Here is a 17,166-nt window from a genome sequence, read left to right as displayed (position 1 = left end):
CGCACCTCCGGAATCGACACCGCCCGTCCAGCCTAAGCGGTGTCGATCGCCGGGTGTGGCGTCACCAGGTGGCGAGCAGTTCGCGGACGCCGTAGTTCGTCCCATGGGTATCCATCTCGACCTGGTCAAGCGGTGTCGCCAGACACAGCCCCGGAAACCGGGTGAAGAGCTGCGGGAGAATGGTTTTCAGCTCCGCGCGGGCGATATTCTGGCCTAGGCATTGGTGCACCCCGTAGCCGAACGCCAGGTGACGGGTCATCTTCCGATCGAAGTCGGGCTCGTCAGGGTTGTCGAATACTCGCGGGTCACGGTTGGCCGCCGGCATGGCGACCACCACGAGATCACCCTTGGCGATCTGCTGGCCGCCGATCTCGAGGTCCTCCTTGGCGGTGCGGCCGAGGCCGAACTGGACGATGGTCAGATAGCGCAGGAGTTCCTCCACGGCCGGCCCCACCTTCTCGGGATGCTCCACCAGATTCTGGCGCGCCCCGGGGTGGGTGAGCAGTGTCAGTGTGGACAGACCGATCATCGCCATGGTGGTGTCGTGTCCGGCGAACAGTAGTAGGACACCGATGGAGATGAGGTCGTTGTCGGTGAGGATCGATCCCTCCTCCTGGCTGCTGCGAATGAGGTCGGCCAGCAATCCCTCCGAAGCGGGATCGGCACGCTTGTCGGCGACCAGTCCGGTGATGTAATCGCGCAGCCAGTGTGCACCGGTATCACGTTCGGCGCGGGGGCGGCTGGTGTCCATCATCGTCTCGGTGGCGTGGTGGAATTTGTCCCGATCCGCGTAGGGCACGCCCAGCAGTTCGCAGATGACCAGGCAGGGGATCGGAAGGGCCAGGTGTTCGACGAGGTCGACGGGTTCACCGTTCGCGCCGAGGGCCTCGATGGCGTCGAGGTGTTCGGTCACGATCCGGTCGATGTAGGGCTGCAACCGGGTTTGGACCGCTTTGGGGGTGAATCGCCCCGACAGCAAGCGTCGGTAGGCGCTGTGATCGGGCTCGTCCATCAACACGAACGTGGGGTCGGCGGCCTCCGCGGTCTCGTTCGCATATGGGTCGACGCCATCTTCGGGTGCGACATCGTGACGGGGCCGCATGGCGCTCATGCGCGGATCGGAGAAGACCTGACTGCCCTCCTCGAATCGGGTGACCAGCCAACCGATTCGCCCACTGGGGAACCGGATTCGGGCGATGGGCTGTTCTTCGCGCAGGTGGTAGTACGCCATCGGCGGATCGAGCAGGCGTTGCCGTTCGATCGGCATGGCGGGAACTTCGAGTTCGAGTTCAGTGGTCATCGTCGTTGTCTTCAGGCTCTTGGTTGCTTTCGGTGTGGGCGCGTAGTGCGGCTTCGACGCCGTTGTTCAGCTGGGTCCCGTTGCCCCAGCCGACGTAGTACTGCAGTTGCAGAACGGCTTCGCGCAGTTCGCCGGCCGACAGTTCGTCGTTGGCCAGCGCACCGTGCACCTGAATCTCGACCAGATCGGCCCGGCCCAGTGCGGCGGTGGCGCCGAGGACCAGCAGCCGGCGATCCCGGATGGACAGACCCGGCCGGCTCCATACCTCGCCGAAGAGGTGGTCGACGGTGTTCTCGAGCATCGGCGTCCACTCGTCGGGGAGTGACTCGGCGAAACCGGGCCCGTAGACCGCATCCATGGTCTTCAAACCGAGTTCGGTGGTCTCACTCATCAGTAGTCCTCTCAGGTATGTCCAGGGTTTCGGTGCCGTGACTGCGGGCAGCGTCGACCAGCGGCACCGAGACGCCGCAGTCACCGGCCAATTCCTGTGCGGCCGCGAGGTCCTTGTCCATCAGCCGGCGTATTTGCGGGAGAAGCGCGCGGGTATCTGATTGTGCGGCAATCTGATTGTGCAACCAGGAGAACAACGTGGTCCCGTCAGGATCTGCGGACTGGACGACCTCGATCAGGCGTTCAGGTGCGACTCCCGCGGCCCCGACCAGCTCTGCGGCCTCGTGGACCGCGCGCCAAGTGCCGTAGGTGATGACGTTGCGGGCGATCTTGGTGGCCATCCCTGCGCCCAGCGGCCCGCAATGCACCACCTTCTTGGCGAAGTCGTTCAGCACCGGCATCGCCGCATGCACCGCTTCGTCATTTCCGCCGAGGATGGCGACCAGACCGTTGTGCGCCGCCTGATCGCCCGGGGTGACACCGCAATCCAGCAGTTCGACACCATTGGCGGAGCATGCCCGCGCGAGCTCGTGCACCACCGGGACAGCGACCGTGCTCAGCAGCACTACGATCAGCCCGGGATGGGCGCCGGCGAGCACACCGTCGTCGGCGCACAGCACGCTTCGTGCCTGATCGGCGTCGACGACTGCGACCAGAACCACGTCGCTCTCACGGGCCACATTGGCGGGTGAGGATGCCGGCGGCGGCACCCCCGGCAGGTCGTTGGCGGCGTCGGGGCGGATGTCGTAGACGACGGGTATGCGTCCGCGACGCGCCAGGCTTACCGCGACGCCGCCACCGATGGCGCCCAGTCCGATGACTCCTGCCCGGGGCGCAACGCGCACGGATTCTTCTGTGGCAGTGTCGGTTTGAACACTCATACGTTGACTCCTTGTTTGATGGTTGACCAGGGCGACCGGTCGGCGACGAGGGCACGTGCGGCACGAAGCGGACGAATCATGTTGGCGCCGACTGCGCCGCAGACCCGCCCGGCTTTGCCGTAGACCGCGACAAACCGCCGCTGCGCGAGATCGCCGTCGATCACTGTGAATGTGTCGGCTCCGCGTGTGAGCCCGTAGATCTGGAGTTTCAGGTCGTACTGGTCCGACCAGATGTAGGGGACGGGGGTGAATGGTGTGGGCTTGTCGCCGGCGAGGATGTTGCGCGCCACCGCGACGCCCTGTTCCGCGGCGTTGGTGCGATGCTCCAGCCGGAGGCGCTGCTCGAGGCCTACGTGGTCCCAGGACGCGACGTCGCCGGCCGCCCATACTCCGGGCAGCGCTCGGCAGAACTGGTCACAGATCACCCCGTTGCCGATCGGGATGCCGCTACCGGCAAGCCATTCGGTGTTCGGCATCGATCCGATCGCGACGAGTACGGCGTCGGCCTGCAGTGCGGAGCCATCGGCCAGCGTTACTCCGGTGACCTGATTGTCGCGATGCGTCACGCTCGCCACCTTGACGCCCGTTTTCAGGCGCACGCCGTGGTCGAGGTGTGCGCGCAGCAACAGCTCGCCGATTTCGGCGCCGAGTACATCGGACAGGGGCGAGGCGATATCGGACACCAGCGTCACGTCTGCACCCGCGGTGCGCGCGACCGAAGCGACTTCGGCGCCGAGGAACCCCGCCCCGACGATGACGAGGCGGGGATGCGAGTCGAGCACCGACCGCAGCTGCTGGGCATCGTCGAGGGTGCGCAACGTATGGACGCCCCGGATGCCCTCGGTACCTGGCAGAGGGCGGGGCCGAACACCGGTGGCGACCACCAGGTTGTCGTACGCGACGCGTGATCCGTCGGAGCAGATCACGGTGCGGGCGGAGCTGTCGACGTGGTCTGCTCGCGTACCCAGCCGCAGGTCGATGTCGAGCTTGGTGAAGGTATCGGGCTCCCGTAGGCGCGTCTTGGCGTCGGGCCAAGATCCCGACAGCACTTCCTTGGATAGGGGCGGGCGGTCGTAAGGGAGCCGGTTTTCCTCGCCGATCATCGTCAGAAGTCCGGAAAATCCATCCCGTCGCAGGCCTTCAGCAACTGCCAGGCCGGCCGCTGACGCGCCGGCGATCACGACTCCCGGCGCCGGTGTCATTCGTGCACCTCGATCAGAGCGGCAGGGCATACCGCGGCCGCCTCGCGCACTTGGTCGTGATGTTCTGCGGGCGGGTCTGCATCGAGCAGAATGACGACGCCGTCATCTTCACGCTGGTCAAACACACCTGGTGCGGCGAGCACACACTGGCCCGCACCGCAGCACTTCGTCTCGTCAATAGTGATGTGCATTTGCGCCCACCCCTTTCAGACTTAACCTAACTAAGTTCAGTACAAGGTGAGGCTATACCCGACGGATGCAAGCGCGCACGCCTCAGCGTCGTGATGTAGCACACATTAGATAACTGTACTAATTAATTAGATGGCGCAGCGGCCAGTCTGGGGAGGCGCTGGCGCCCCCGCTACGGAGTCGTGTAACCGGGCGGGTTGGGGGAATCGACCCACAGGTCTAGCTCGAGTTCGGAGCCGGGTGCGTAGTCGTATATCGAAAGGTCGGTGACGCCGTTGTCGAGCAGTACGTCCTCACAGAGCAGGCTCTGCCCGGTGTACTCGCGTGCCGGCTTGTTGAAGATCGCATAGGCGGCGTCGGCGTAGACGTCGGGCTTGCGGGCCCGGCCCATCGCCTCGTCACCGCCGAGCAGATTCTGCACGGCCGCGGTGGCCACCAGGGTGCGCGGCCACAGCGTGTTGGACGCGATGCCGGCCTCGCGCATCTCTTCGGCGATACCCAACGCGCACAACGTCATTCCGAACTTGGCCATCATGTAGGCGGTCGGCTTGAGCCATTCGGACTCCAGCCGGATCGGCGGGGACAGGGTCAGGATGTGCGGGTTCTCCCGGCCCTTCATGTGCGGGATGCAGGCCTGAGACACCGCGTAGGTGCCGCGGATCTGGATGCCGTTCATCAGGTCGAAGCGCTTGAGCGGCACTTCCTCGATGGAGCCGAGGTTGATCGCCGAGGCGTTGTTGACGCACAGGTCGATGCCGCCGAACTGCTCGACGGCCTTGGCGACGGCCTCGGCCACGGAGTCACCGTCGCGGACGTCACCGACGATCGGCAGGGCCTGCCCGCCGGCCTCCTCGATCTCCTTGGCCGCCGTGTAGACGGTGCCCTCGAGCTTGGGGTGCGGTTCGGCGGTCTTGGCGACCAGCGCGATGTTGGCGCCGTCGGCGGCGGCCTTCTTGGCGATCGCCAGGCCGATGCCGCGGCTGGCGCCGGAGATGAACATGGTCTTCCCGGAAAGCGACATGGTTGTCCTCCTGGCGGTTGGTTTGAGCTTGGCTCGGGGATCAGGTGAGCGGGCGGGTGGTCCAGGCCGGCTCGCCTCAGTCCCGACGGCGAGTCCAGCGCAGGACTTAAACAGTTAAACAGTTATTGCATTGTCTGATTGCGACGATACAATGTCTCGAAGTGCGGCCCGGCGAAGGGGTCGAACATGGATCCGAATCCCGACTACGACACGAGCGACGAGGTTGAGTTCTTCTTCAACTGGTTGCCGTGGGCATTGTGCGGCACGTACCCGACGCCGGCCTATCCTTCGAACTAGTCCGCGCGACGGCGGCTCAACGGTGGCTCTGTCCGCGTTGCGGTCACCAGGTAGGCGGCGGACTTCTGCTGCACCAATCGCCCACGCGCTCAAGGTCAAGTGCGTCGACGGTATGCCTGATGTAGGTGAAGTCCGCCAACGGGTTCCATCGCGGCGGCAGACGGAGTAGTCGCCGGCGCGACGCCGACGTAGCTGCCGTGCGACATAGTCGGGTGTTATCGGGCGAATCGAAGCAGTGCTTCGCTTCAGGTGCCTCTGGGTGACCGTTGTAGCTGGAGGGTGTCGCTCGTTCCCAGAATAGTGATTGTCTTACGTGCTCGCGAGAGGCCTACATACAGATCGTTGATGCTCGCATGCTCGTTGACGTTCGCGATGATGACGTGATCGTATTCCAGTCCTTTGACCAAGAGGGTGCGGGAGATAATGCGCCTGCGTTCGCGCCGACCGGCGTATCTGAGCACCTCACGTATCTTGGCAAGCTCGTCCAACAACGTTCCAGTGTCGCCCCCGCGAGCTACTGCACTACGGATCGACGCCTGCACGTCGTACCAGGCCTCGTGTGAGTGTAGTTGCAGCGCTGGCGATGTGGGTACGACGGTCATTGCCGCGGCCAGAGCTGGCAGCGTTGGGTCCAGCATCACCGAATCGAACGCTCGGATCGCAGGCTCAGCACCAGCCCTGCTTGAGCGGCCAGCCAGCAGATCGCTCGCGGTTCTACCTTTCGCGTAGCGTTTGCGCAGAGTCTGGGTGTCGAGAACGCCGTGGCCGGAATAGCACGATTTAGTCAGGTCAAACAGCCACAGTGGATACTCGGTTGGGCTGGCATTGGCCAAGCCGTGTAAATGCGCGGCCATGAACTTCCCGGCGATCTCTTCCATCACGGTGAAAGCTCCGTTGAGATTGCCGGCTATCGTGCGAGCACTGTTGGCGCGAGAAGCGATGATGAGGACGGTCTCGTCCGGGGCGCGGGCCTTCAGGGCGGCTTCCAGCAAGCCGTGCGAGTTCCCGGAGATGTTCTGGAACGTCACACCGTTCGGGAGTGCGATGCTTTTCCACCTCACTACATGGCCAGGGACCATGTGCGGGCGGATCTCCAAGAGCCAGTGCCCGAGCTCCTCGTTGTGGCCGTACCACCGGTTCGGCTTGATTGTCGTTGGGTGCGGAGGCAGCTCAACCTGCACAGCGGCCCAGTCCGCGAGTCGCTCGTTGAACCCGAAAATGGCCTGCAAAGGATCGCCGAACACCCCTGCCGCTGGGACAGCTACACGGACAGCGGACACGAATGCGTGATGCGTCTCGCTGCAGTCCTGATACTCGTCAACCAGTAGGTGAGTGAACGAGGCGGCCAGCACGGCCCGGATATTCTCGTTCTCGGCGACTCTCGTGGCCGCTTCGACGTAGGACTGCGACTGCGCCGGAACCATCACTTTGGGGATACACAGACCGCCTAGCTGTGGGTAGGCACGCGCGAGGCGGAACGCAAATGAGGTGATCGTCGAAACTTGGACGCCCTTCGTGATTCCGAACCGCTTTAGGCGTGAGTTGATGGCGTATACACCGGCATTGGTGTGCGTCAGAACCAGCACACGACCGCCCGCTTCGAGGATGTGCTTGGTAGTCGCGGACAACAAGTGGGTCTTCCCAGCACCGGCCGGCATTTCGATTGAGGCCGGGAGCGCCGCGGCAAACTCAGCCGCGTCCGCCGCCAGTTCGGGTGAGATCTCCTCAGGCATCGGCAGATCCGGGCGCGACGGGTGGTTCAGTGGAGCCCGGACGGCTCGTCGGTATCTCTGGCTGTGTGTGGCTGTCGTCGGTGACGGCAGCCGTGGTCCGCTGCCCGGGCACCGACTCTACGTAGATCGCAGCTCTGAGTTCGTCGATTGTTTCCTTGAATCGGCCAGTTTGCAGCGCTGGGGCTTCCAAGATAAAAGTCCCTAGACGCTGTCCCTTATCGACGCGTTTGAACCAGCTTTTCGACTTCGACACTAAGCCAACCGCGGCCCGGCAAGCGTCTACGCTGATGCCCGCAGCCGTCCACGTGGTCATGTCCAGGATTTCGATGCCCTCCGCCATGACGCCATCGACCACGGCATGTTTGCGCAAGTGGTCGGTGAACGACTGCCTGGACGCATCAGGGTCCTCGGCGACGTCGAGGGCGGCCCCGATATAGGCATTGAGGCCGGTCTCGTCGAGTTGAGAGCACACCGCCGATTCGATGCACGCATCCCCGGGCCACTGGACGACCACGCCGCCGAGTTGTTCCACACCGGGAACCATGGCGTTCGCACTCGGGTCGTCGCTGTCGATGAACAGGACGACTTCATAACCGACGCCGAGGAACTCCTTTGCCCACTTGCATGACCCGGTGCCCCCGTCCCCCTCCAATGCCACCACCCCAAGGGCCGCCGATGGGATGGTCTGCCCTGGGCGTGCGTCCCACTCATGTAGCAGTCGCAGCACAACCCCATACTCGGTCTTGCCCTCATTGATCACGATCCGGCGCGACAAAAACGCCTCAGGACTGCGTTTCAGCAACCCCCGCAGACTAAGCGGGTCGCCGAGTGATCGAACCTGCGTGGTTCCATCCGCAGCGGAACGAATCATGGTCAGGTCATCGGGTTCGAGGTGTCGCAACGCGGTCGGCGAGTGAGTCGTAATGAACACCTGCGAGAAAGCGTCCTTGTCTCTCAGATAACTCAGTAAATGTATGAGGCGGTGAGGTTCGAGGCCGTATTCCACCTCGTCGACTAGGAGCGTGGCTGTGCCACCATTGGCCAGCTGCTGGGTCGCAGCACCCGTCAGCCGACGGGTACCGAGCCCGAAATTAGTGAGCGGCACGTCCCCCTCAAACAGTGCGAGGTTTCCCCGCGTACTAGATAGCGACACGTCAAGGCCGGGCTTCAGCTCGTCGAACCTGGCAGTTCCGATAGCGTGGACGGCTTCTTGTACTTCTTGCGCAAGGATTTTGAGATCCTCGGTGACCGCAGCCGCGGCTGCGTCCCGCGCAGCGCGGCTTGCGGCAGTCAAAGTCGCTTTCGTGTCACCACGCTTTGCGGTGAGCTTGCCTAGTGACGATGTCGTCGACCAGCGCAGGTGAGCATCGACGCGATCGTCGATGCGGTACGCGGTCATTCGGGCCCGGTGTCGTGCGCGCACCGGATGCGGCTCTTCGTCCTGGTCCTGTGACCCGCTGAGCGGGGGCCGGTAGGACTGCCACACCGGCTCGAGATCGGCCTCGACGAGAAGCTCGACGATCACGCACCGTTCCGACTCATCGACCGGGTCGTGCGTCCATTCACCGGCGTCATCGATTCCGGCCAGGAAAGTGCCAAACGTGTCTATCGCAATCAGCTCGTCCGGCAGGTCGCCAATCGCTACCCGAATGCGAATGGGTTCGTCAACCGCCGACCCGTAGAAATCCGTGTCGTTGAACGTCATACCTGCTCGGTCATGCAGCGCCCGCTCGATCGCAGTCAGGAGCGTCGTCTTCGTGGAGTCACCCGGGCCAATGAGGGCGAAAAGCCTGCGGTCCTTGGGGAGTCGCCACGACGCGGACTTGATGCCGCGGAAGTTCTGAACATCGATACGGCGAATTCTCATACAAACCTCACTGAGTGAATTGGAGAGTCAAGACCATCTATTTGTCCGTCATCCACAGTCGGGCTCGCCCTTGCTCGATCAACAGGCAGACCTGATGGGCGCCCGTGCCGGCAATCAATCCCGTATGGGTTTAAACAATGCTGCACAGGGGGCAGGGTGCAGCAAGTGACCGGACTATGCCGACTATGCCGGAGCCGAAAGGACAGAACTCAAGGGGCCATTGTCATGCTCACGACCTCGATAACTCCGCTACAGCGCGAACGGGTTCTTGGCGTTTGAGTCACCGGGTCGCCGGTATGAACGACAAACGCAAAAACATGATTGCAGAACTCCTGCCCCTGGGCTGTACACGCGTCGCCTCGAACCGAGACTGCCTATGACTAGACGTCTCACGGTAAAGACGACGGCAACCCTAGCACCGAAGTTCGCTGTGAAAAGTCGGATTCGCACTGGATGGTGGCAGTCCCGAGGGGTGTCGGCGCATGGTAGGTGGGGTTCGGCGCTGGACGGCTTGCCAACGCGGTACGCCTGAACAATCTAGCCTCCGAGGGGTTGCTCTTTGTGGCAGCGGGAACACAGACCAATTGTTTCTGTTTTGCACGGTAAGCGATGAATACCTCAGTAGGTTCAAAGTGGCTGTCGATGGACGCTCGTTAGGCGAAGCTGGCATCGACGAGTGCATGGTCAAAAACCCGGACATCCGCCAGCTCGCCGCGGGGTCCGGTGTTGGGTCGAAATGTTGAGCGTCTTCGACCTGGCCATCGACTAAGGCACCGGCGTTCTGGGGCGGTTACAGGAGGCCTCGAGAAGATGCTCGCTAGCGAGGACTTGGGCGACCGCAACTTGTTCGGGTCCGATATCTGACGCCAGCTGCCGCAGGTGCTCTCAATCATGCGTACCTACCTGCTATCTGCGTTATCAAGCCGCTCACGAAGATGTAAGTTTCATAAGGCAAGTTCGAACGAATATCGCATGCACCATGCCGACGAAAGGCACCTCGATGTCAGCCGTATCGAAGATCGCTCGGCGCTGGAAACCCTTCGCCGTTGGAACAGTGTTCGCTGCCGCTGAGGCTTTCTTCATCAACAAGGTAAGTGGAGACGACCCAGCGTGGTGGTGGTGGATGATGCTCGTGCTCGCACTCGTCGGGGTAATTGGGTGTGGCGTCTGGGCGTGGTTGACTCCAAGCGAAGTTGAGGAAGCGCAAGGCAACAACTTCGTTCCCGGTGACGTTAAGGACGGTGGCGCGGCCACACAGCAATCGGCCGGCGCACACGGGCAGAACATCAACCTAAGGGCCGACAATGGCTCCGTCGCCGTCAATGAGATCGGCATCATCGGCACCCTCAATGTCGGTCAGCCGCCGACCGAGCCATCTGGCTCCTGAATCGCCGGGCCAACGTGACAGAGACGTCGTCGTCAAGCGAGGCTGTAGCCCGGATTTCGGCGACAGCCCAGAACAATTCGACCGCCATCGGCAACATCGGCAGTGTCGAGAACCTCAACGTGGAGAATCTCCACGTAAATTTGCAGCCCGTCGCCGACTGGCCGGCGAGCGCAGCGGCCTTAGCCGCACAGAATGCCGTGGCCACCGCAGATGCAGTCCTCCTCGGACCACTCTCGAGCACTGACGCTCAGGGTTTGCTCGATCAAGCCAACCAAGTTGCTTCAGACGATCCTGGCGCCGCTCTCGCACTCTACCGAGATGTGCAGACCAGATTGATTGACGCGGGATTCCCCGGTCACGCAGCCGAATTCAATGGACGAGTCGCCGAGCTCTGTGTCGCTACGGGCGATGAAGACACCGCGATCCGCTTGCTCATGGACGCGCTCTGGGCCGCCGATCGGGCTGGCAGCAATGTGCAGGTCGACCGTGTTGTCGGGATGCTGCGAGAACTGGCGGGCTTCTCCGCGATCGGGTCCACTCGATCGCAAGAGCCCCGCACGCCGGCGCTCGGCGCCGCATTTGCCATCGCTGAGTTCGTGTCCGATCTTCTCCATACCCCCGTACCCGTCTCAATCGAATTACCTTCGGGCGCACTTGCATTGGCCGACGATGCCGATCAAGCCCGAACCGTACTGTTCGCCGCTGAACACGCTCTCGGAAACGATGATCTGGCGTGGATCGTCGAGCACCGAGACCAGATCGAGGTAACTGCGAACACCATCGCTGCCCGCCACAACGACGTTGCTGTGCGGCTACGCCTGACTCTGGCGGACGCTAGCAGCGACTGGAACGGTCTGCTCCAAGACGCGCGATCTGCCATGCCGCGCGATCTCAGAGCCTTGACCCGAGCACGGCATGCTCGGCACCTACTCCTTCTGGCAGCACCGGTTGAAGCTGACAATGAGTGGCGCGATGCCATCGGCGATGCATGTCTGTCCGAACGCAACATGGATGCAGCAGACTGGCTCTACAGCCAACGATTCATCGCAAACCGATACGGCGGCCCCGCAGTTGACACGTGGCAGCCATTGGCGGTGGCGCTGTCTGCTCGGCCATCCAAGCCAAGAATCGTGCCCAGCGCCGGCCACGTGCGTGAATACGCATTGGCCGCACTGCACTATGACAAAGCCAGAACCGCCTCGATTAACCTTCGCCGGCAGCTTCTGGACGGGATACGGTCCGCATCCTTCCACGATGAGCGCGAGGCCCGCCTCCTACTCGGACAGTGCTACCGCGACAGCGGGGAACTTGCACTCGCCGCTGTGTACGCGATCGGGGCAGGCGACTACGAAGGCGCACGCGGAGTCGCCAAAGCGTTCGGCGACAGCTATTACGATGTCACCGAAATGATGAAGAGCCCCCTGTCGTGGGTCGCAGCGAGCGCACTGCAGTTCGCCACCGAGCAGGCCGACCTTATCCCCGACGAGGGCTTCGACACGGTCGTCGAACTCGCGCTCAGTGCAATCAATGACGTCAAGTCTGGTACACGCCTTGACTCTCCATTCCTGAGTCCAAAGATGAGCCTGTCTGGATACGGTTTGCTGGCAGCCGTTGCCGCGCGACTCTCACCCAATCAAGCGCTCAGCCTCCTCGAAATGCTCTCCGCGGCTGTCGAAGTGGAAGAGCACCACTACAGGTACACCGATGGGAGTCACATCGAGATCGCCGCAGGAATTGCGTCGGCCCACAGTGGTGACCTTCACATGATGGCGCTCGAACAACTCGTTGGGCTGTATGCGCGGGGAGCGCATCCGTTTAGATCATCGGCCCAGGATGTGCTGGTAGCCAACCTTGAACAGGTCCGAGGTCGACTAACAAAAATTGCCGAGGGCGGCAACCGCGACGCCGCAGCGCTCCTGGCCTACGGAGATGCCGACAGCGTCACCCAAGAGGCAGCCCGCGCCGCCGCACGGCGCATACAAACACCAACAACTAACGGGGCAGGTCGATTCGGAACAGGAGTAGGAGATGTCAGTGACTCCCTGCTCGCGGCTACCCTGGCCGTGGAGGACCGAATCGAATGCGTCAGGATGCTCATATCCAACGCTCGATCACCGTGGGAGCCAGCTACAAACCGCGACAGCTACCTGATCGCCGCGAGCAACCTAGTCGATGACTTCGATGAGGACCACCGCCGAAACTTCCTGCGTGACGCCATAGACTTCGCGACCAACCCACCTCGTTCTCAAGCCGACGAGTTCAATGCTTCCTTCAGCAGCCCGCTGGGCTCGATGCGGATCAACGACAAGAGCGACTGCAGGCCAGCGGCGACATTCTTGGCGGCGAAACTGGCTCAGACTCCCGAGGAGAAGCAGCTCGTGCGCGATACGGCGTTACGGCTTATCGGAGTGGGCACCGACGACGACTATAGAGTCACCAAGGCGCTTCAGCTTGTCCAAACCGAAATCGGTGGCAGTATCGGCATGCTCGCTCAAGGAAGCTGGACGTTACGCAGCCTCGCAGCCATCATGTGGGCCGAATCGACCGATATGCCAGACGAATTTGGGGTCGCATTGTGCAACGACCCGGATGTGCGTGTACGACGAGCGTTGGCGCGGGAGCTGGTTGCTGTGCCGCATCGTCAGAACTCCTCGGCACGGGACATGCTGTTGCGCGATCCGCGGTGGTCTGTCCGGTCCATCTTGCAGACAGACTAAAGTTGCGGCAGCCTAGCCCGCTCTAACGCCGATCAGGGTATTTCGTGAGGTTCCCGATGCCAATGTTGACCGTTCGAGTCGACAACTGTCGGCCATTGCTATGGGGCGATTCTGGCGACCAGGAATACTTCTTCTCATAGCTGACAGAGCACGGCATGCCGTCACATGCCAGCGGCGTGTCAGTATTCCTCATCAAAGGCGACGGGCTGCCAGCGTCGCCGAGACCCGGAGCATCGAGCGTATTCAGTCAGGTTCGGGCGGAATCAACCTGACCAGGGATTATGCAGCGAAGATTAACAAGCCTCCGCGACACGCCGAAGTCTTGTCAAAGTAGGCAGGCGTGTCTTGTCAATCTTCGCTGCATCTCGACAGCGGGTCGTCGCAAGCTAGGTCCCGTACAGATGTAGGGCCCGGCCGGTCAGTGTGGCCACTTCACCGCTCAGCCCGGCCATGGGCGGGGCGCCGCGCTGATGGATCACGTTCCCGAGGACGACGACGTAGCTGTCCGACCCCGGGTCCATCCACAACGTCACTCCGGTGAAGCCGGTGTGCCCGAAGCTGCCGACCGGAAAGACCATGCCCCGCGGCCGGGACTGCTCCGTGTCGATGTCCCAACCGAATCCGCGGAGGTCTTGGCCGGCGATGGCGGGATAGTGCGGTGCGAGCAGGGGATGTGTTGTGTTGGGGGTGTTCTCGACGGCTTCGCGGCTGGCGTTGTTGGCCGCATCGACCTGTGCCGGGTTGTGCCCCGGCTGCTGGGGGGTCGTCATCAATGCCAGCGTGGACTGCTTCAGTGGAAACGCGCTCGGCCGTCCGGCGAGGCGGTCGAGGAGCGCCTGCGCGAACCGGCCGACATCGTTCACCGTGGAGAACACCCCGGCGCTGCCGGCCACTCCGCCCATGCGTCGGGCCGTCGGATCGTGCACGGTGCCGCGCAGCGGATGACCGAAGTCCGGATTGAGGCCCGGGGTGTCCTCGTCGAGCGCCGTGGGTGCGACGCGCGCCAGAAGATCGGTGTTCCACGTACCGGCCGGGCAGTCGCCAACTTTGGGTGCATGCGGATCGAGCGTTATGGCAGTTCCCCGAACCTGGTGCGGGCCACATGCTTTGGTGACCGGGAGATAGCGGGTGTCCGTCATCGCGAGCGGTGCGAACACGTTCTTCTGGATGTAGGTGTCCTCGGTTTCACCGGTGATCTTCTCGAGGAGTGCACCGAGGATGATGAAGCCGATGTCGGAGTAGTGAAACCGCTCCCCGGGCTCGAACACCACCCACGCTCCGAGGGCACGGTGGATGCCCTCGGCCTTGTCGGGCTTGTCCAGTCCCCACGGCCCGTCCAGGCTCAGATCTCCCGCGATGCCCGACGTATGGGTGAGCAACATGCGCACTGTCACCCGCGCACGGCGTGGGTCGTTGTTGGGGTTGAAGTCGGGCAGGTAGGTCTGCACGGGTTCGTCGAGTTGAACCCGTCCCTGTTCGTGGAGCTGCAGGATGGCAACAGCCGTCGTGAGGCACTTCGACAGCGAGGCCAGATCGAAGATCGTGTCCTCGGTCATCGGTTCGGCGGGGGCAGGTGCCCCGTCCAGCCCCGGTTCGCCGGCCAGCTTGCGTGAACCGAAAGCCTGACGAAAGACGATGTTTCCGCCGTGGCCGACCTGGACCACCGCTCCGGGCAGCCGGGGCGCTGCGATCGCGTCGTCGATGATCTGGACCACCGGGGCGAAGTCACCGGTGGGAACGACGGCTGCCGTCGTGGGGGGTGGGGCGGTGGGTGCCGGCGTAGTCGCCGTCGACGTGGAACTGGCCGCCGGTGGACGTGTCGACGGCCCGCACGATGTGACCGCGGCGATCGTGAACACGACGGTTCCGACGGTGCAGAGCCGAGCAAGACGCGACCGTGACATTGCCACCGGATCGACGGTAGCCGGGCGGTGGACAGTGCGAGGAAGTTGGGCGTTGAAACACGCCGCGCCTTCGCACCCCAACATGTTCGCGGCGCACTGTGACGAACGTGCAGGTTCTTGTGGCGAGGCACCAAAGATCAGACAGAAGGCTGCACGTTCGCCACAGTGCTCAGCGGGCAACACCATCGGAGGAATCGCAGAGCCCGCGGGGCAGACAGCCCGATGTCCTACTACCGCGAGGGTGGGGACAGCCCTACCCCGGACACGCAGGCGCGCCGGATGGGAGCGGATCCGACAGATGCGTAGCGTCGAGCCCATGACCAGCGGGACCCTGTCGAGGAACACGGCGCAGCCCCAACGAGTCGGCCGCCTTCGGCAGCTCGGCGTGGACACCGGGTATGTACTGCTCGGATTTCCGCTCGCCACAGTGAGTTTCAGTGTGCTGGTGACCGGACTGTCAGCGGGGATCGGGACTCTGGTCATCGGTGTCGGCCTGCTGATCCTCGTCGGCACCCTGTTCGTGGCGCGCCTGTTCGCCGATATCGAGCGGCTTCGCTTTCCGGCCGTGCTGCGTCGGCCCCGCAGCCGGCCCGTCTACCGGGCGGCCCCGCCGGGTGCGGGCGTCTGGAAGCGGATCCTCGCCCCGCTCACCCAGGGCCAGTTCTGGCTTGACCTCGTGTACGGCATTCTCTGCTTTCCGGTCGCGGTGCTCACGTTCACCATCGTGATCAGCTGGTGGGCTTCGGCGATCGCCGGCACCTTGACCGTTCTGTGGGACTGGAGCATCCCGCGCAGCCCCGACAACACCTCGCTTGCCCAGCTGATCGGGCTCGGCGACAGCGCTTTTGCCCGGATCGCCTTCCAGACCGCGATCGGTCTGGTCTGTCTGATCAGCCTCCCGCTCGTGGTGCGCGGGTGCGCCGTGCTCCAAGCGGGCTTCAGCCGAGCCCTGTTGACCGGTGTGGCCGAGCTGCGTCAGACGATCACCGTGCTGACGGAACAGAAGGCCGCGGCCGCCTCCGCCGAGGCCACCGCCCTGCGCCGGCTGGAACGCGACATTCACGACGGACCGCAGCAGCGGCTCATCCGCCTCGCGATGGATCTGGGTCGCGCGCGCCAGCACCTGGATGGTGATCCGGGGCCGCTGCGCGACACCCTCGACGAGGCGATCAGTCAGACGCAGGACACGCTGAACGAGTTGCGTGCGCTGTCCCGCGGTATCGCCCCGCCGGTACTCACCGACCGTGGACTGCCCAGCGCGCTGGCCGCACTGGCTGCGCGGTGCACCATCCCGGTCGAGCTCGCGGTCGACTCCGCCCTGGGCGAGCCGGCGGGAAGGCTCGACGCCGCGGTGGAGACCACCGCCTACTTCGCGGTGGCCGAAGCGCTGACCAATGTCGCCAAACACAGTGGTGCACAGAACTGTTGGGTCACGGTCGCACACGGTCCCGGCGGTGTGCGCGTCGAGATCGTCGACGACGGTGACGGCGGTGCTCACGTGGCCAAGGGCCACGGCCTGGCGGGTCTGGCCGATCGGATTCGGGCCGGCGGTGGCACGCTGAGTGTGGTGAGTCCCGCCGGTGGGCCAACCACGATCGGGGTGGAACTGTTGTGTTGAGAGTGGTGGTGGCCGACGATGCGGTCCTCCTGCGGGAAGGCCTCATCCGGTTGCTGAACGAGAACGGCCACGACGTGGTTGCCGCGGTCGGCGATGGCCCGTCGCTGGTCCAGGCGATCGAACAGCACAGGCCGGACGTCTCGGTGGTCGACGTCCGGATGCCGCCGTCTCACTCCGACGAGGGCCTGCGTGCCGCAGTGGAAGCCCGGCGACGGGTGGCCCGATCGCCAGTTCTCGTGCTGTCCCAGTACGTCGAGGTGTCCTACGCCGACGACCTACTGGCGGACGGCGCCGGCGCGATCGGCTATCTCCTCAAGGACCGGGTCGTGGCGATCGCCGACTTCCTCGATGCGGTGCAGCGGGTGGCGTCCGGTGGCACGGTGCTCGACCCCGATGTGGTGGCCCAGCTGCTGGTCCGGCGCCGGCGTGATGACCCGCTGCGACAGATGACCGCGCGCGAGCAGGAGGTGCTCGCACTGATGGCGGAGGGCCGGTCGAACACGAACATTGCCCGCACCCTGGTCGTCAGCGCCGGCGCGGTGGAGAAGCACATCAGCAGCATCTTCGCCAAGCTCGGCCTGCCGATCGACGGCGAGCAGCACCGCCGGGTGCGCGCCGTGCTGACGTATCTGCGCGGTTGGGGATCGTGACCGCGGTGAT

The 17,166-nt window shown here is 63.7% G+C and carries 13 protein-coding genes and 1 pseudogene; 5 read left to right on the top strand and 9 right to left on the bottom strand.

What is annotated here, in order from left to right; translation table 11 throughout:
* Positions 1 to 61: 61 nt before the first annotated feature.
* From AC4ELH_RS21755 to AC4ELH_RS21730, 6 genes are all read right to left on the bottom strand, one after another.
* Positions 62 to 1,300 (bottom strand): cytochrome P450, encoded by a 1,239-nt coding sequence (locus tag AC4ELH_RS21755; protein ID WP_498886539.1) that lies wholly within the window; start codon positions 1,298 to 1,300, stop codon positions 62 to 64.
* Positions 1,290 to 1,691 carry a carboxymuconolactone decarboxylase family protein gene (locus AC4ELH_RS21750; protein ID WP_498886537.1) on the bottom strand — a complete coding sequence of 134 codons (402 nt, stop codon included), beginning with the start codon at positions 1,689 to 1,691 and terminating at the stop codon, positions 1,290 to 1,292. The genes AC4ELH_RS21755 and AC4ELH_RS21750 overlap by 11 nt, the downstream gene beginning before the upstream one ends.
* A complete protein-coding gene (locus AC4ELH_RS21745; RefSeq protein ID WP_498886535.1) occupies positions 1,684 to 2,571 on the bottom strand; it encodes an NAD(P)-dependent oxidoreductase in 888 nt (295 codons plus the stop codon). The genes AC4ELH_RS21750 and AC4ELH_RS21745 overlap by 8 nt, the downstream gene beginning before the upstream one ends.
* A complete protein-coding gene (locus tag AC4ELH_RS21740; RefSeq protein ID WP_498886533.1) occupies positions 2,568 to 3,773 on the bottom strand; it encodes an NAD(P)/FAD-dependent oxidoreductase in 1,206 nt (401 codons plus the stop codon). The genes AC4ELH_RS21745 and AC4ELH_RS21740 overlap by 4 nt, the downstream gene beginning before the upstream one ends.
* Positions 3,770 to 3,964: a ferredoxin gene (locus AC4ELH_RS21735; RefSeq protein WP_498886531.1), complete on the bottom strand. Its 195-nt coding sequence runs from the start codon at positions 3,962 to 3,964 to the stop codon at positions 3,770 to 3,772. The genes AC4ELH_RS21740 and AC4ELH_RS21735 overlap by 4 nt, the downstream gene beginning before the upstream one ends.
* A 170-nt stretch (positions 3,965 to 4,134) precedes the next feature.
* Positions 4,135 to 4,983: an SDR family oxidoreductase gene (locus AC4ELH_RS21730; RefSeq protein WP_498886529.1), complete on the bottom strand. Its 849-nt coding sequence runs from the start codon at positions 4,981 to 4,983 to the stop codon at positions 4,135 to 4,137.
* A gap of 186 nt (positions 4,984 to 5,169) precedes the next feature.
* On the opposite strand from AC4ELH_RS21730, the pseudogene AC4ELH_RS21725 reads away from it, so the two are divergent.
* Positions 5,170 to 5,280 (top strand): annotated as a pseudogene (locus AC4ELH_RS21725) (CAP domain-containing protein); the annotation flags it as partial.
* 245 nt (positions 5,281 to 5,525) lie between these two features.
* On the opposite strand, the gene AC4ELH_RS21720 reads toward AC4ELH_RS21725, so the two are convergent.
* Together AC4ELH_RS21720 and AC4ELH_RS21715 are read right to left on the bottom strand one after the other, a co-directional pair.
* Positions 5,526 to 7,013, bottom strand: coding sequence for a UvrD-helicase domain-containing protein (locus AC4ELH_RS21720; RefSeq protein ID WP_498886527.1), 1,488 nt, complete (start codon positions 7,011 to 7,013; stop codon positions 5,526 to 5,528).
* Complete coding sequence (locus AC4ELH_RS21715; protein WP_498886525.1) at positions 7,006 to 8,880, bottom strand: ATP-dependent nuclease; 1,875 nt, start codon at positions 8,878 to 8,880, stop codon at positions 7,006 to 7,008. Before AC4ELH_RS21715 ends, AC4ELH_RS21720 begins: the two co-directional genes overlap by 8 nt.
* Positions 8,881 to 9,859: 979 nt before the next feature.
* Between AC4ELH_RS21715 and AC4ELH_RS21710 the strand changes: the two genes are divergently transcribed.
* Together AC4ELH_RS21710 and AC4ELH_RS21705 are read left to right on the top strand one after the other, a co-directional pair.
* Positions 9,860 to 10,267 (top strand): hypothetical protein, encoded by a 408-nt coding sequence (locus AC4ELH_RS21710; protein WP_498886523.1) that lies wholly within the window; start codon positions 9,860 to 9,862, stop codon positions 10,265 to 10,267.
* 14 nt (positions 10,268 to 10,281) lie between these two features.
* On the top strand, positions 10,282 to 12,984 hold the full coding sequence (locus AC4ELH_RS21705) for an ATP-binding protein (RefSeq protein ID WP_498886521.1): 2,703 nt from the start codon (positions 10,282 to 10,284) through the stop codon (positions 12,982 to 12,984).
* A gap of 386 nt (positions 12,985 to 13,370) precedes the next feature.
* Here AC4ELH_RS21705 and AC4ELH_RS21700 read toward each other — a convergent pair whose 3' ends face one another.
* Positions 13,371 to 14,888 (bottom strand): serine hydrolase domain-containing protein, encoded by a 1,518-nt coding sequence (locus AC4ELH_RS21700; protein WP_448445251.1) that lies wholly within the window; start codon positions 14,886 to 14,888, stop codon positions 13,371 to 13,373.
* A 316-nt stretch (positions 14,889 to 15,204) separates the two neighbouring features.
* Here AC4ELH_RS21700 and AC4ELH_RS21695 point away from each other — a divergent pair, with 316 nt between their 5' ends.
* Together AC4ELH_RS21695 and AC4ELH_RS21690 are read left to right on the top strand one after the other, a co-directional pair.
* Complete coding sequence (locus AC4ELH_RS21695) at positions 15,205 to 16,506, top strand: sensor histidine kinase (protein WP_448445136.1); 1,302 nt, start codon at positions 15,205 to 15,207, stop codon at positions 16,504 to 16,506.
* Positions 16,503 to 17,156, top strand: coding sequence for a response regulator (locus tag AC4ELH_RS21690; RefSeq protein WP_448445253.1), 654 nt, complete (start codon positions 16,503 to 16,505; stop codon positions 17,154 to 17,156). The genes AC4ELH_RS21695 and AC4ELH_RS21690 overlap by 4 nt, the downstream gene beginning before the upstream one ends.
* Positions 17,157 to 17,166 lie beyond the last annotated feature (10 nt).

The organism is Mycobacterium shunyiense, assembly GCF_058270075.1.
The sequence above is the reverse complement of the archived record's forward strand: the minus strand, read 5'-3'. Positions and strand labels throughout refer to the sequence as shown.

What these genes read in the sequence shown, in the direction of transcription:
- AC4ELH_RS21735 (WP_498886531.1), bottom strand. Translation starts at nt 3,964, where the DNA reads ATGCACATCACTATTGACGAGACGAAGTGCTGCGGTGCGGGCCAGTGT.
- AC4ELH_RS21710 (WP_498886523.1), top strand. Translation starts at nt 9,860, where the DNA reads ATGCCGACGAAAGGCACCTCGATGTCAGCCGTATCGAAGATCGCTCGG.
- AC4ELH_RS21715 (WP_498886525.1), bottom strand. Translation starts at nt 8,880, where the DNA reads ATGAGAATTCGCCGTATCGATGTTCAGAACTTCCGCGGCATCAAGTCC.
- AC4ELH_RS21695 (WP_448445136.1), top strand. Translation starts at nt 15,205, where the DNA reads ATGACCAGCGGGACCCTGTCGAGGAACACGGCGCAGCCCCAACGAGTC.
- AC4ELH_RS21730 (WP_498886529.1), bottom strand. Translation starts at nt 4,983, where the DNA reads ATGTCGCTTTCCGGGAAGACCATGTTCATCTCCGGCGCCAGCCGCGGC.
- AC4ELH_RS21720 (WP_498886527.1), bottom strand. Translation starts at nt 7,013, where the DNA reads ATGCCTGAGGAGATCTCACCCGAACTGGCGGCGGACGCGGCTGAGTTT.
- AC4ELH_RS21755 (WP_498886539.1), bottom strand. Translation starts at nt 1,300, where the DNA reads ATGACCACTGAACTCGAACTCGAAGTTCCCGCCATGCCGATCGAACGG.
- AC4ELH_RS21740 (WP_498886533.1), bottom strand. Translation starts at nt 3,773, where the DNA reads ATGACACCGGCGCCGGGAGTCGTGATCGCCGGCGCGTCAGCGGCCGGC.
- AC4ELH_RS21745 (WP_498886535.1), bottom strand. Translation starts at nt 2,571, where the DNA reads ATGAGTGTTCAAACCGACACTGCCACAGAAGAATCCGTGCGCGTTGCG.
- AC4ELH_RS21750 (WP_498886537.1), bottom strand. Translation starts at nt 1,691, where the DNA reads ATGAGTGAGACCACCGAACTCGGTTTGAAGACCATGGATGCGGTCTAC.
- AC4ELH_RS21700 (WP_448445251.1), bottom strand. Translation starts at nt 14,888, where the DNA reads ATGTCACGGTCGCGTCTTGCTCGGCTCTGCACCGTCGGAACCGTCGTG.